This window comes from Pseudarthrobacter sp. NamE2 (genome assembly GCF_005796205.1).
Lineage (GTDB): Bacteria > Actinomycetota > Actinomycetes > Actinomycetales > Micrococcaceae > Arthrobacter.
Genome location: NZ_VAHN01000012.1, coordinates 131,551 through 145,089, shown reverse-complemented (window position 1 = coordinate 145,089; position 13,539 = coordinate 131,551). Strand labels below are relative to the sequence as shown.

The 13,539-nt window shown below is 62.2% G+C and carries 12 protein-coding genes; 8 read left to right on the top strand and 4 right to left on the bottom strand.

Features of this window, described 5'->3' with window-relative positions; genetic code table 11:
* Window positions 1-1,845: 1,845 nt before the first annotated feature.
* Entirely contained in the window at window positions 1,846-2,280 is a 435-nt protein-coding gene (locus tag FDW83_RS14800) for an ester cyclase (RefSeq protein WP_138138838.1), read from the bottom strand.
* Window positions 2,281-2,549: 269 nt separating this feature from the next.
* Here FDW83_RS14800 and FDW83_RS14795 point away from each other — a divergent pair, with 269 nt between their 5' ends.
* Window positions 2,550-3,050 carry a DUF664 domain-containing protein gene (locus FDW83_RS14795; RefSeq protein ID WP_138138837.1) on the top strand — a complete coding sequence of 167 codons (501 nt, stop codon included), beginning with the start codon at window positions 2,550-2,552 and terminating at the stop codon, window positions 3,048-3,050.
* A gap of 119 nt (window positions 3,051-3,169) precedes the next feature.
* On the opposite strand, the gene FDW83_RS14790 is transcribed toward FDW83_RS14795, so the two are convergent.
* A complete protein-coding gene (locus FDW83_RS14790; protein ID WP_138138836.1) occupies window positions 3,170-4,480 on the bottom strand; it encodes a hemolysin family protein in 1,311 nt (436 codons plus the stop codon).
* Window positions 4,481-4,624: 144 nt separating this feature from the next.
* On the opposite strand from FDW83_RS14790, the gene FDW83_RS14785 reads away from it, so the two are divergent.
* The 3 genes from FDW83_RS14785 to FDW83_RS14775 all read left to right on the top strand — a co-directional run bounded on the left by FDW83_RS14785 (window position 4,625) and on the right by FDW83_RS14775 (window position 6,847).
* Window positions 4,625-5,122, top strand: coding sequence for a MarR family transcriptional regulator (locus tag FDW83_RS14785; protein ID WP_138138835.1), 498 nt, complete (start codon window positions 4,625-4,627; stop codon window positions 5,120-5,122).
* Between the two features lie 83 nt (window positions 5,123-5,205).
* A complete protein-coding gene (locus FDW83_RS14780) occupies window positions 5,206-5,562 on the top strand; it encodes a hypothetical protein (RefSeq protein ID WP_138138834.1) in 357 nt (118 codons plus the stop codon).
* Window positions 5,563-5,968: 406 nt separating this feature from the next.
* Complete coding sequence (locus FDW83_RS14775; protein ID WP_138138833.1) at window positions 5,969-6,847, top strand: DUF1524 domain-containing protein; 879 nt, start codon at window positions 5,969-5,971, stop codon at window positions 6,845-6,847.
* A gap of 844 nt (window positions 6,848-7,691) precedes the next feature.
* Here FDW83_RS14775 and FDW83_RS14765 read toward each other — a convergent pair.
* Entirely contained in the window at window positions 7,692-8,597 is a 906-nt protein-coding gene (locus FDW83_RS14765; RefSeq protein ID WP_171027579.1) for an MBL fold metallo-hydrolase, read from the bottom strand.
* Window positions 8,587-9,666: a Gfo/Idh/MocA family protein gene (locus tag FDW83_RS14760; RefSeq protein ID WP_171027578.1), complete on the bottom strand. Its 1,080-nt coding sequence runs from the start codon at window positions 9,664-9,666 to the stop codon at window positions 8,587-8,589. The genes FDW83_RS14765 and FDW83_RS14760 overlap by 11 nt, the downstream gene beginning before the upstream one ends.
* Before the next feature lie 191 nt (window positions 9,667-9,857).
* Here FDW83_RS14760 and FDW83_RS14755 point away from each other — a divergent pair, with 191 nt between their 5' ends.
* From FDW83_RS14755 to FDW83_RS14740, 4 genes are read left to right on the top strand one after another with little or no spacing between them, the layout of a single operon-like run.
* Window positions 9,858-10,919, top strand: coding sequence for a Gfo/Idh/MocA family protein (locus tag FDW83_RS14755; protein WP_138138830.1), 1,062 nt, complete (start codon window positions 9,858-9,860; stop codon window positions 10,917-10,919).
* Window positions 10,916-11,920, top strand: coding sequence for an ABC transporter substrate-binding protein (locus FDW83_RS14750; RefSeq protein ID WP_138138829.1), 1,005 nt, complete (start codon window positions 10,916-10,918; stop codon window positions 11,918-11,920). The genes FDW83_RS14755 and FDW83_RS14750 overlap by 4 nt, the downstream gene beginning before the upstream one ends.
* Window positions 11,920-12,735, top strand: coding sequence for an ABC transporter ATP-binding protein (locus tag FDW83_RS14745; RefSeq protein ID WP_138138828.1), 816 nt, complete (start codon window positions 11,920-11,922; stop codon window positions 12,733-12,735). Before FDW83_RS14750 ends, FDW83_RS14745 begins: the two co-directional genes overlap by 1 nt.
* Window positions 12,722-13,528 carry an ABC transporter permease gene (locus tag FDW83_RS14740; RefSeq protein WP_138138827.1) on the top strand — a complete coding sequence of 269 codons (807 nt, stop codon included), beginning with the start codon at window positions 12,722-12,724 and terminating at the stop codon, window positions 13,526-13,528. Before FDW83_RS14745 ends, FDW83_RS14740 begins: the two co-directional genes overlap by 14 nt.
* Window positions 13,529-13,539: the final 11 nt, after the last annotated feature.

The following is a 13,539-nucleotide window of genomic DNA, read 5'->3' as shown; positions in this document are numbered from 1 at the left end:
GCACTGGTTGGGGCCTCCCACATTTAAGAAGCATTACAGGAGCCTCCAGAAAAACGAACGCTCTCTCACTCGTTGTATTGAACCAGTGACGCTCTCTCACTCGTTGCATATAAACAGGAAACGCTCACTCACTCTGGGTTGCCCTGATATCCGCCGTGGTCGGAAAAGCGGGACGGACAATTGTGTAGTTCGAACCGGCCATTCGTGAAGATCTGCTCAAGCTCTCATGAAGGGAAGCTGCCAGGCACGCCACGCCATGGCAAGCACCTCGGCCGGGACGGCGACGGCAATTGGTTGTGACAAGTAGGGCACATCACCTGACCCACTCGTCGTCGCATGAGTGACTCCGCTTGGACAGATGCCGTGGACGCCCTATTCACAGGGCGCCCACGGCATCTGTCGTTGTTTATGGGGCACGCATCCCGTCAGGCGATGACAACTCGTCAACTAGTTCGCCAGGTTTATGTGGGCGTGCCAGTACCGGGCGTTGGTCCTGGAAGCTGCCAACACCACCAGGCCGGTCTGGCTGTTCACGTTTTGTTTCGTTGACGTGGGGTCGTTGATGTCGTTGTCCGTACTGCTGCTGATGATTGGCGTACCGGCACCGGGCGCAAAGGAGACGTTGTCAATCGGCGCGTTCTTGTAATAGATGGTCGTTCACGCACCCGGTGCAGTTGATACCCCCGCCGTAAGCGACTTCTATCTGCCACGAGTTCTCGGGCTGGCCGTCCTGGTGGACGGCAAAGTAGAACTTCTTTATGCCCTATCCGCTGATTGCTCCACATAATTCCGACCTTGTCGCCCTGGAATGACGTGATTGCGGAGATATCGTCGTGGTGCACCTGGGCGTTGGTTGTCGGCAGGACGAGCGGAGTTCCCCACTCCGTGTCGCTGGTGGTCGAGTGGTTGACGTAGACGCGGTTGCTGTTGTCGCCGGAGACGACGGTGTAGGTTACCCACAGCTTGCCGATGGAGTCCTTGGCCGCCGTGATCGATTCCGTGCTCCCATCGTGAAGGGTGACGGGGAAACCGGGGTCCTGCGAGTAGGTCCTCGTCACCGCGTCGTAGCTGTAGCGGTGAAGCTCTGCGGACCCGGACGCCGTGTCCTCCCGGGACGGCGGCGAGCTCCACTCCGAGAGCACTGTGGTGCCCGACACGACGTAGAGTTTGCTATCCTTTGCGTCCCAGAGTGCGTCACCGCGCGCGGTCGGCCGTACGTCAACAACCGTTTCCGTCTCCTGCCACGCCTGCGTTGCCACGTCCAGCCGGTGGATCTTCGTCGCCTTCGCCGACGTGCTCCACAACAGACCCCACCAGCTTCCATCCTGAAACCAGAGCTTGCTCTGGGCCTTGTCCGCAGTCGGAGTTCTCACGCCGTCGCCGGCATACGATGGCCCAGGCACTCCTACGTCGGCCGCCTGGGCGGCGGATGGAAGTGCGACTGTGCCGGCAGCCACAAGCAGTAGAGCGATGAGAAGGCGTAGCAGACGCATAATGGTGCCCCGGTTGTGCCGGTGGATTGATTTTTTTGCTGATGGATTCCTTTTGATGCAACTGCAGCAACCACCGATGCCCAGCTCGTGGCGAAAAAATGCCCTAGGTGGAAGGCGGCTCGGAGGCCATTTCATCACCTCCCGGCGGGAACATGTTACGTCCGTCCAGCGGGCGCTGAGCGGCCGCGGAACCAGATAGGGGAGGCTGGAAGGGGCTGTTAGGTAGCCATAGGCCTTACCGTTCCGGCGGGTTATGGATTCTTCCGGCCGCCTACCAATGGGCATGGTGGACCCGCCCGGACAGCAAGGGCCCGCCGGGAACTTGGAGCGGCCGCTTAGGCCAGAGGATCCGTCAGTGCGTGGTCATCTCGGGCATCAGCCCAAGCTGAGACAGGAACTCCACCTGGTCGAAGTAGAAGTGGTGCGATGTGATCTCACCATTCCTGATGGTGGCCACGTCACAACTCCTGATCCGGAGCTGTTTGCCGGTGGGCGGGAGCGTTTGCCCGGAGGGCATAACCAGTTGTCCGGTGTTCGTGCCGGTGACAATGCCCTCATCAATGGCCACGTCACCGGTGTCATGCCGTTCGGTGACCTCGTACCGCACATCCGGTATTCCCTCCCAGAAGCCGAAAAGGTAACTGCTGATGGCATCCCGTCCCCTGATTTCACCTTGGTCGGGGGTGTGTGCCACGGCGTCGGCTGCGTAGCAGCCGGACAGCATATCCCTGTCTTTCGTATTCATGGCGGTGGTGAGCCGGTCCATGACCTCGCGTGCCTGTCCCATGATGACCTCCAATATTCAGGCAGCCTAACGGAAGCGGGAGGCCGCCTCGGTGGTTGTGGCTTCGGCTGCTGCTGGAGCCACATTAATTGCACGTCCGCGGGAAATCGCAGTCAACGGAGGATCTCCCCCTTTCTTTCGCCGGAGAGAAATAGGGGAGAGCGAGCTGTTGTCGGCTCCTGCCCCCGGCATGGAAGAGTGCTTGCATGGCCCCCGCCACCGAATCCGCCGGTCCGGGACCTGGACACGATCGAACGAGGAGAAGCGACTGCATGAAAACAAGTGAGCTGCTGCTGGATGCCTTCGCACGGATCCGTGAGGAGGTGGAGGCCACGCTGGAAGGGCTCGACGGCGGTGCACTCACCAAACGGCCTGCGGGTACCGGAAACTCGATCGCGTGGCTCATCTGGCACTTGGGCAGGGTGGAGGACGCGCAGGTGGCCGACGCCGCAGGATTGGAGCAGGTCTGGACCGGTCAGGGGTTTCAGGACCGGTTCAGGCTGCCGCTCGCCGAGCGGGATACCGGCTACGGACACTCAACCAAGCAGGTGGACGCCGTACAGGCCGAGCCGGACCTGCTGTTGGAGTACTACGACGCCGTGCACTGGCAGACCGCGGGCTTTCTCGAAAGCCTGACGGATGAGGACCTGGACCGTGTGGTGGACCGGCGCTGGGATCCGCCGGTCACCCTCGGCGTCAGGCTGGTCAGCACCATCGCGGACTGCCTGCAGCACGTGGGCCAGGCCGCCTACGCGAAGGGGTTGGGCCGGTAGGGGACCGTGGAGCTGCTGAAGATCCGCCAGGGCTGGAACAGGTGCAGGCCAAAAGCCGCCACGATCGCAGCCAGGACCTACAACCGGGATGACAACCCGTTTGCTCACACCAGTGAACGTCAGGATGCGGCGTGCTGTTCCGGGCTCACCGGCGTCACCCGGATCCGTGAAACCCGCAGCCGGTCCATCCCCGTCACGGTCAAAGCGGGGCCGTCCACCTCCACCTTGTCGCCAAGCCGCGGCAGCCGGCCCAGCCGGTCGATGACAAATCCCGCCACCGTCTCGTAGTGCCCGTCCGGCAGCTCGATCCCGGACACGGATCCGAACTCCTGCAGGATCAGTGCCCCGTCCACATCAAGCGAACCGTCCGCTTTGGTGGTGCGGTCCTCGGGGTCTGCACCGGTATCGTATTCGTCGTAGATCTCGCCCACGAGTTCCTCCACCAGGTCCTCGAGGGTGACGATCCCGTCCGTGCCGCCGTATTCGTCCACCACCAGCGCGATCTGCTGGCCCGTCCGGCGCATCCGGGTCAGCGACGGCAGCACCCTGTTGGTGCCCGGCAGCGGAAGGATCTCCCGGGCGATATCCCGCACCCGGCCGCCGTCGTACTCCGCCTTTCCGTCCCGGGGCATGAGGTCACGTACGTGGATGAAGCCAAGGACGCCGTCGGGAGTTTTGCCGATGATGGGATAGCGGGAGTAGGGGCCGTCGCGCACCTGCCTGCGCGCCTCGGCGATGGTCAGGTCGCCGCTAAGGAAGGTGACCTCGGTGCGGGGCCGCATCACCTCTTGGAGGGAGCGCTCGCCGGCGCCGAAGACGTCGGCGAGGATGTTGCGGCTGTGTTCCTCCAGCTCCTCGCTCTGCGAGACCATATCCCACAGTTCCTCGGAGCTGACGCTTTCCTGCTTGGCTTTCGGGTCACCGCCGAAGAGCCGGACCACGGCGTCCGTGGAGACGGACAGCACCCAGACGGCGGGGCGCATGATGTCGGAGAGGACGTGCAGGGGAGGGGCCAGGACTTTGGTGAAGCCGACGGCGCTTTGCATGGCCAGTCGCTTGGGCACCAGTTCGCCGAGCACCAGGGACAGGTAGGCCACCAGCACGGTCATCCCGATGAAGGCGACGGGTTCGGCGGCAGCTCCGAGGCCGAGGCCTTCGAGGAGCGGCTCGACGTCGGGCGCGATGGTGGAGGCGCCGTAGGCGGCGGAGAAGAAGCCTGAGAGGGTGACGCCGATCTGGACGGTGGAGAGGAACCGGTTCGGATTCCCGGCCAGCGCGGCGATGCGGGCGCCGCGTTTGCCGGACTTTTCCATCCGCCGGACCTGGCTTTCGCGGAGCGAGACCAGCGCCATTTCCGTCCCGGCGAACACCCCGCCCAGCAGCACGAAGAAGAGGACCAGCAGGAAGTTGGCCAGGGTGTTGGCGTCCATGGACTGAGGGTACCTAATAGGGATGACAGGCGGGCCAAGGCCCTGCAGTCCAGGCACAAACCGCCCTGCGTGCCGCCGCACCGAAATTGCCTTACCACTGTTTGCTAGGGAATCGTGTAAGTAGCCTGTCGAGGCAAAAAGGACATGCGACCATCGGTTAGCGCGGAAATCCTAACCCGTGCCACCCGGGAGCGGATCACCACCAGTGACGTGCTGAATGCCCTGAGCGAATTCCGCGCGGCGGAAACATCAATGCTGCGGCGGACCAGGTCCATGGTGGACCGCGCGGCCACGGACGCCCTTGCCCTGCGGTACCTTCGCGATGCCTCTGCCACCGGTGAAGGGCTGCGGCCCACGGAACTGGCCATCCGCTTGGGATTGAGCTCCGCATCAGTTACGGCGCTGGTTGACCGCCTGGTCAGCAGCGGCGCTGTTCGCCGCGAGCCCCACCCCGTGGACCGCAGGGCCGTCATTCTCAGGGTCACGAAACAGGCCGAGGCTGCGGGTGCAGGGCCCCTTGATCACGCCCGGCGCCCCCTGGCCGATGTTATTGCCTCCCTCGATCAGGAGGAGTTGTCTGCCGTCATGAAGTTCATTACCCGGATGCGTGACGCCATGAACGACATCGAAAGAGTCCGGTGATCCGGGCGGAGTGGACAATTGTTTAGGATTCCTAAATACTAGGCTGGCTAGATGAATGTTGGCCGGCCTAGTCAGGGATGACAATGACCGCCGTAGCAGAACCATTTGACGGCCCAGCCCGGGTCGGCAGGAAACGTTCCCAATCAGCCACGACGTGCAGCCAACCGGCTTCCGTCAAAGGGTCAGCTACTGGCCCCCACGCAGATTCCCTGCGGGACATTGCCCTCGCGTCTGCCAGGCTTGAACGGCTGCAGTGGGAGATGGACTCGGCCGAGGAGGAATTGTGTGCAGCCTTGAGGACGGCGTCGAATGCCAGCGTTAGTGCCTCTGCCCTGGCGCTTGCGGCAGGAGTAACCCTGCCGGAACTGGAAAGCTACCTCCAGCGGCCTGCCATGGAAGCAGATTCGACTGGTTCATACTTCTCGATCGACGGCTTTTAGCGGGTTCCGTTTCCCGCAGAGCGTCTTGAATAAGCAGGAGGGCGGCGAATGCGCCGCCCTCCTGCTTTCTTTCAATCGCCCTTGCTATTGCCCGAAGAAGTTGGCGGTCCCGCCATTGCCTACGAGGCAGTGAAAGCGAGCAACAGGCCGACGCCGGACGCGGCGGCTAATTGGACCCCTGCTGCCGTTCCCGGTAACGCCGGACGGCGTGTGTGTTGCCACACTTGGAAGCATCATCACAGCCAGTTGCATCATGAAGCCCAGGATCAGCGCAGGACTCGGAAAGGTTTGGCGCGCTTCGGCTGATACGGGCGTTTCCACCCTGGGGCGGCGGCTAAGCTCTTCGACGGAGCCAGCCGCGCGGCTGACTCAGCCGACTATCGTGCACACACACCTGGGAAACAGCATGTCCAGCAACACGTCCTTGCCCGGAGCAACGCCGTCCACATCCGGCACCCGCTGGGCAGCCGCCGTCGTCCTTTCAGCCCTCCTTGCCCTCTTCACCGTTGGTGCGCCGGCGGTTGCAGACACCGCGGACGGCTCCACTTCCGCCGTTGTGGAACCTGCCGTCGGCATGGAGGCGGCCGACCTGCTGGCCAGCCTCCCCATTAAGGGCCGGGCGCCCAAGACGGGCTATGAGCGTTCGCTGTTCGGCCCCACCTGGGCTGACGTTGACCGGAACGGTTGCGACACCCGTGATGACATGCTCAACCGGGACCTGACGGATATTACCTACGTCAACAGCGTTCCGTGCACGGTCAAGTCCGGGATCCTGGCGGACCCCTACACGTCGACCATCATCAACTTCCTGCGCGGGACAACCACCAGCAGCGCCGTGCAGATTGACCACGTGGTGGCGCTCAGCGACGCGTGGCAGAAGGGCGCCCAGCAGCTGACCACGGAGCAGCGGACAGCGTTCGCGAATGACCCGCTGAACCTTCAGGCCACCGATGGCCCCACCAATCAGCAAAAGGGCGACGGCGACGCCGCCACCTGGCTGCCGCCCAACAAGGGGTTCCGCTGCGAGTACGTCGCCCGCCAGGTTTCGGTGAAGGCGCGGTACAGCCTGTGGGTGACGCAGGCCGAGCACGACGCGATTGCCGGCATCCTCGCCGGTTGCCCCGGCCAGTTGGCGCCGGCTGCCGTGGAGCCTGCCGCCCAGGCTGCAATTTACTACGCCAACTGCACCGAGGTGGTGGCTGCCGGCGCGGCGCCGCTGTACGCGGGTTCGCCGGGCTACCGCTCAGGGCTGGACGGGGACTCTGACGGGGTGGCCTGCGAATAAGCGCTGCAGGCCCAGCACAATTGCATCAGCGTGCTGTCCTTGACCACACGGGCGCCGAGGAACAAACTGTGTTGCCCGCTTCATTCGGGCTGAGGTGAAAGTGCATCACGTGCCAGGTCCCCCCGCCCGATGCCGGTGATGCCGCCACGTTGCTCGCCAGCGACTCCAGCAGTCCGGCTGCGTGGCCCGGGTCCAGCGCGGCAACGCCCTCGGGGCCCGCGGCTTCCCGAACAGGTTCAGCTGATGGGCAAGTGCCCGGCGCCGGTTCAGGGCAGGGTAGGTCTGCAGGATCCATGAGACCGTAGCAGTCAGCAGCCCGAGACCGGTGACGGCCTGGAGCGCAGATACCAGCCTGAGCAGCGGATCGGCGGCCACGATCTCACAAAGCCAACAGTTGAAAGGCTGACCATCGAGACGTAGACCGCTTCGGCGAAATCCCCCCGCAGGGGAACGCCAGCTCCATAAACGAACCCGTCGGGCAGGTGGGGCAGGTAGAGCAGGGCCCATCCGATGACGGCCAAACTTGCCCAGACCGCAATAACAGTGGCCATGGCCAGCGGTGCTGCAATGGAGGATCCCCGGCCCCGCAGCTTTTGGACAGGAGCCAAAATCCACGCATGACGGCCTGCCCCGCGGGACCGGAACCGTGTGGGTAGAGAAGGGTGTAGAAAACGTCTGCGAGCATCAGCAGGATCAGCCCGACCCCCAGTACCGTCCACAGCGTACCCGCGAAGTCCATGCCTCATTCTAGGGTTGGACGCCCAACTGGAAGCCGCGCATACGGCGGCACCGTCCAGTCTTTCCCGAATGCACGTTGGCTTCAGCGCCGGGGCGGCGGCAAAAGTCAGGACAGGTCGCAGACCTGCAGCAGGTCAGTTCCCACAATAAGGTCCCCCTGGAAACTCCGCTGGACAATGTCACGCCACTTCTCCTCCGGCAAGTGGCCCGGGATGAGGTGCGTCAGTACCAGGAGGGCTGCGTTGGCGGCCTTGGCGACGCGGCCCACGTCATGGACGGACGTGTGATAATCCGGAATCCCGTAGCCGGGGAAAAGCGCTTCGTGGATCAGCACGTCCACGCCCTGCGCCGCCGCAATCAGACTGTCAGAGGGCCGGGTATCACCGGATATGGCAACAGCGTGGGCAGCGGTTCGGAACACGTACCCAAAGGCGTCCTCGACAGGAGAATGCTCTACCTTCACAGCTGACACCTGCCACCCCGAAAAATTCAAGGTAAGGCCGTCATCAACCTCGATGACCGGCACGCTCAGCCCTTCAGGATCATATCCATGCGGAAGCCTGGCCCGGATGTCGTAGTCGTGAGCGGCGAAGATCCGGTTCACGTATTCGAGCGTGCCGGGGGGACCGATGACAGTGGGCGGTTTTTCCTGCGTTCGATGGATCCATGGCGCCAGAATCAGGAAGCCTAGATCAGCGTTGTGGTCCACATGGTTGTGGGTGATGAGTACGTGCGTAACTTCTTCGGGGCGCCTGCCGAGCCGGAACAGCTGGTAGGCGCAGCCATTGCCGGTATCAACCATGACCAGGTCCTCGCCGATGGACAGCACGGTGGAGGGGCCATAGCGGCCATCAACCACTGCGGGAGTTCCCGTCCCGCTCAACCAGCAGCGAAGCGGCAGCCGTTCGAGCTGGGCTTGGCCTGTGGTGGGCCGGGCAAGCCGTCCGCGGGCCAGCTGTTCGCCTTTGAGGTATTCGGCAAGCAACGGTCCGTGCGGTTGGTCAGTCGCCACTGGCATCCACCTCTTTCGCTCCAGCAGGAGCAGGAGTTGAGGCCACATTGGAGGGGCGGACCGAGTTGCCGGTCCTTGCGGACTCGTAGGCCGCAAATACGGTTTTCAAGCTGCTGAGCAGACGGGCCGGGCTTGTCTCCGGTTCGGATCCAGTCCTCAGGCAGTGAACAAAGTGGCTGATTTCCTCCGCGAAGCCCATTGAACTGTTTGCATCCTCAACGGTCGTCTGTCTCCCCTCGACTGTGTAACTGACGCGGCCAGTCCACACATCCAGTTCAAGCGAACCTTTGTCAAAGAACAGCTCCAGTCCAAGGCGCCGCGGTCCCAGATGCTGTGACCGGGCGGTGAAAGCCAGTGATCCAAGCGCCCCGGATTCGAACAGTGCGGTCAGCACCGCCGTACTTTCCAAAAAACCATCCGGTGGGGTGTTTCCGGCACTGGTGTAACCCGAGACTTCCTGAAAGGGCCCCACCATGGCCTCGATCAGCGCTACGGTGTGGATTCCGGCCTGCATGAGGTACCCGCCTCCGGCAGTATCCGGTGAAAAAGTCCAGGCGGGCGCACCGCCTGTTGACGCCACGTAGAGTGAGCTTTCGTGCCTGGCCTTCACGAGGAACGGCTGCCCGAGGGCATGCTTGCGAATAATCTCCTCAGCCTCCCGGCGCGCGCTCGAAAACAGCCAATTTTCCGCGATCATCACAGTTTTGCCGCTGGCCCGTGCCGCCCGTGCTATGGCTTCACCGTCAAGCAGGTTTGTTGCCATTGGCTTTTCCACCAGCACGTGCAGACCGGCATCCAGGGCGTTGAGGACCATGGGGGCGTGCAGATGCGGCGGGGTGCAGATGTCTACTGCATCAACATCGCCTGACTGAAGAAGTTCCTCGAAGTCCACCGCGCAGTTGGGGATGCCGAACTCTGCGGCGATCCGTTGGGCACGTTCCTGGTTGGGGTCCACCAGCACATCGACTCTGGCGTCCCCTGCAGCCGACCAGGCCGGCAGATGAGCCACTTCAGCGATTTCGCCTGCCCCTACGAGCGCGACGCGTACCGGTTGATCGTTGGCTGCCATAGCCTCCGCCTTTCCGCTTTTCGCCATTGAAGAGATGCGATAACGGTACCGCAGGGCGAACCAATGCAAAAGAGTTTGTCAGACTAAAACCGGTCCTTGACCTCTCTTTCACTGAGGATTAGTCTGACTAATAAAGCGGGCAAAGCAGTGCAGCCGGCGGAAAAGTACGGCCGTGACCAAAGGGGGTCGCAGTGCAGTTAGGAATGATCGGAAGCGATCTGCTCCACGCTCTTGAGTACGCATCGATACTCAACGCGCACCCAGGGCCGGCTTTTCCCAAAGCCAAAGTGGACCATTCGGCGGCCGTCGGAGGAATGGCACCGCCGCAGTTCAGGTGCGAGGGGGCCTGGGATCCCGAACTGCCCTCGGCTGACCAAATTCTCGCCGACAGCGCCTTCCGGGATGCGAAGGTCACCTCATGGTGGGGTCCGGACACCGCGACGGTCAAACAATGGGCCGCCCAAACAGGTGTGCACCACGTAGCGGCCAGTCCTGAGGCGATGCTCGGCCTGGTTGACGGGGTCCTGGTTTGCACCTGGCACGGCAAGGACCATGCAGCACTGGCCCGCCCCTTCGTGGAGGCAGGCTTGCCCGTGTTTGTGGACAAGCCCTTCACGGAAAGCACCCAGGAGGCCAGAGAACTCCTCAGCCTGGCCGAGAGGAGTGGCTCTGTTGTCTTTACATCCTCACCCTGGAAATGGTCGCCCTCGGTCCTAAGCCTGACCGCTCAGGCTTCCGGTCTCGGGGACATCAAGACCTGTATTGCCAGCGGTCCCTACCTGGACAATGCCTACTTCTACACAACACACATGGTCGAGGTTGGGCAGGCAATACTGGGCCCGGGCGCCGTATCTGTCCAGGCGCAGCACACACCACAGGCACGGGTGATCATCGTGACTTATGACGACGGGCGCGTGCTCGTTGTGAATGCGTTGCAGGGAGCAGCGGCCACCCGTCACGTGGTTCTCTACGGCTCGAAGGGCTACCTCGAGGCCGATATAGGTGAGGCGCAAAAAGAAGCAGGGATGGTGGAAACGCTTGCCCGGTTCCTCCATGGAGCAGCCGAAGGCAGGCCGCCTCTTCCCTATACCTATCCCTTGGAAGCCACAGCAGTGATGGAGGCAGCACAGGCCTCCGTTGACGCCGGCGGAAGGCCGGTGCGCTTGGACACCATTCTTGAGGGCCCCATCAGTGGCCAGGAATTCGCGTCAGGCGCAGTCGTACCACCCCTCAAGAAAGAAGGAACATCGTGAAAGTTCTGAATTCCGGACGCTCCGGACTCATCGGACTTTTGTGTCTCGCTCTTGCATTCGTCACCACAGGCTGCGGGGGAGGCAACCAACAGCAAGGCGAAGGCGGCAAAATCCCCATGACCTTCACCGGGGCAGGGAATTTGTCCTGGCTGAACGTCTTCGTCGCTGAGGATGAAGGCATATTCGACAAGCACGGCATCGAATCAACAGTGAGGGTTTTCGACGTCGGATTCCTGGGAACGGAAGCCGTCCTGGCCGGGGAAGCACAGACGGCAGGTTCGGTGGAATTCCCCCTCCTTGGCCTGCTTGGCCAAGGGGCCGGCCTGGTTGTGCCGGCAGTGGTCGCCACGGCTGAGGACCAGCGCATTGTGGTGAATGACTCGATCCAAAAGCCGGAAGACCTGCGCGGAAAGAAGATCGGGCTGATCGGCGGCTCCGCCTTCGAATACTCCTTCCAGGAGTACTTGAACCACTTCAACATCCCCCGGGAAGAAGTGGAGTTCGTGAATGTTGACGCTGCCGAGCAGGTGGCGGTGATGGCACGGGGTGACATCGATGGCTTCCTCAACGTGGAGCCCGTCGTGTCGCGTGCGCTCAACTCAATCAACAATGCCCACGTTCTTGAGCCCGGCACCGAAGAGGTGTACACCACCCGGATCCTGCTCCAGATGAACAAAAACTGGGTCAGCTCCAACCCTGACGGCGTCAAGAAAGCACTGGCAGCCCTGATCGAAGCCAACGACTTCATCAAGGCCAACCAGGAGAGGGCAGCTGAGATCGGAGCAAAGTGGACGAAATCGGACAAGGAGACGGTCACGTCCTTCCTTCAGGACGCAAAGTTCGACTACACCGTGCACTATGACGCATCAGTCCGGGAAAGCATGGAAAAGATCGCCAACTGGATGATGGCGAACGGCAAGCTGCAAAAGATGCCTGACCTTGACCAGGTTTTCGCGGTCGATCATCTGAGGGAAGTCGCCCCGGAGCAGGTGAAGGAATGATGTATCGCGTCCAAGACGGAACCAGGACCGCCACAACAGGAATCGAGCTGCAGAAGGTCACCAAGCATTTCGCAGGCACCCGAACGGCGGCAGGGTATACGGCAGTCCGTGATGTTGACCTCGCAGTACGTCCGGGAGAGTTCATGTGCATCCTCGGCCCCAGTGGCTGCGGAAAGTCGACCCTGCTGCACATGATGGCCGGATTCGAAAGGCCGAGTACAGGAGCCATTCTTATGGACGGGCATCAGATTGTCCGTCCTGGTGCGGACAGGGGAGTCGTATTTCAGAACGAGATCGCGCTGTTTCCATGGCTCAACGTGGAACGCAACGTGGAATACGGACTCAAAGTCCGCGGTGTAGCCAAGCAGCAGCGGCTACAGGCAGTCAACGACGCTCTCACCCTGGTGGGGCTCGAACAGCACCGCAAGAAGCTGCCGAGGGAACTGTCCGGCGGCATGAAGCAACGGGTGCAGATCGCCAGGGTCCTGGCCAACGACCCCCGCGTCATGCTGATGGACGAGCCCTACGGAGCACTCGATGCCCAAACGCGGATGAGGCTCCAGGACGAACTGGTTGATGTTTGGCAGCGGAAATCAAAGACCGTCGTCTTCGTGACGCACGACGTGTCCGAGTCGGTCTACTTGGCTGATCGGGTGGCAGTGATGACGGCCGGGCCGGCTGCACGGATCAAAAGCATTTTCGAGGTAGATCTTCCCCGCGCAAGGAATCGGACAGATGCGCGATTCGTAGAGTTGGCCTCCGCATTGACAGCGGAACTGCACCACGGGAAGGAACACGGCGATGGCAATAACTGAAGTCCATGTGGCGCATCCGCCTGCAGAGTCCAAGGGGAAACTTAAAGGAAGGCCGTGGATTACCTATACCGCTGTAGTCGCCGCGGCCCTCGTCCTGTGGCATCTGCTGTCCTTGGTTGTGAACCCGCTGTTCCTGCCCAGTCCACTGCGGGTGGGGGCAGCAACGGCTGAATTGATCAGTTCCGGTGAAATGCTCCAGCACGTTTCGGCCTCATACGGCCGGGTCCTGTCCGGGTGGATCATCGGCGCCGCCTTTGCCATCCCCCTGGGCCTGCTGGCAGGACGTGTCACGTTGCTGCGCGTAGCGCTGGAGCCGTTCCTGAACTTCTTCCGGTTCATTCCTCCCATCGCCTTTTTGAGCCTTGCCCTGATCTGGCTGGGCATCGGTGAGACGTCCAAGGTGGCGCTCATCGTTTATGCCTCCTTCTTTATCGTCTTCCTCAGCGCAGTGGCCGGGGTTCAGGGTGTGGACAAGGAGAAAATCCATGCAGCCCAATGCCTGGGAGCCAGCAGGAGGCAAGTGATAACCACAGTGGTGATGCCGGCGGCAGTCCCGGAAATCGTTACCGGCCTGCGCACAGCGATGGGTATCGCCTTTATGACAGTGGTTGCAGCCGAGCTTGTGGCAGCCGAAAGCGGGATCGGATTCCTCATCTACAACTCGCGCCTGTTCGCCCGCACAGACATCGTGTTCGCTGGCATTCTGGCCCTCGGTGTCATGGGCCTGACGGCAGACATCCTGTTCCGGCAACTGACCCGCCCCATCCACTACCGGTATGCGCTTCGCTTCTGATCCACTCACTG

Coding starts and splice junctions, on each gene's coding strand:
- FDW83_RS14800 (WP_138138838.1), bottom strand. CDS start 2,280: ATGGGACAGGCACGCGAGGTCATGGACCGGCTCACCACCGCCATGAAT.
- FDW83_RS14795 (WP_138138837.1), top strand. CDS start 2,550: ATGAAAACAAGTGAGCTGCTGCTGGATGCCTTCGCACGGATCCGTGAG.
- FDW83_RS14790 (WP_138138836.1), bottom strand. CDS start 4,480: ATGGACGCCAACACCCTGGCCAACTTCCTGCTGGTCCTCTTCTTCGTG.
- FDW83_RS14785 (WP_138138835.1), top strand. CDS start 4,625: ATGCGACCATCGGTTAGCGCGGAAATCCTAACCCGTGCCACCCGGGAG.
- FDW83_RS14780 (WP_138138834.1), top strand. CDS start 5,206: ATGACCGCCGTAGCAGAACCATTTGACGGCCCAGCCCGGGTCGGCAGG.
- FDW83_RS14775 (WP_138138833.1), top strand. CDS start 5,969: ATGTCCAGCAACACGTCCTTGCCCGGAGCAACGCCGTCCACATCCGGC.
- FDW83_RS14760 (WP_171027578.1), bottom strand. CDS start 9,666: ATGGCAGCCAACGATCAACCGGTACGCGTCGCGCTCGTAGGGGCAGGC.
- FDW83_RS14745 (WP_138138828.1), top strand. CDS start 11,920: ATGTATCGCGTCCAAGACGGAACCAGGACCGCCACAACAGGAATCGAG.
- FDW83_RS14740 (WP_138138827.1), top strand. CDS start 12,722: ATGGCAATAACTGAAGTCCATGTGGCGCATCCGCCTGCAGAGTCCAAG.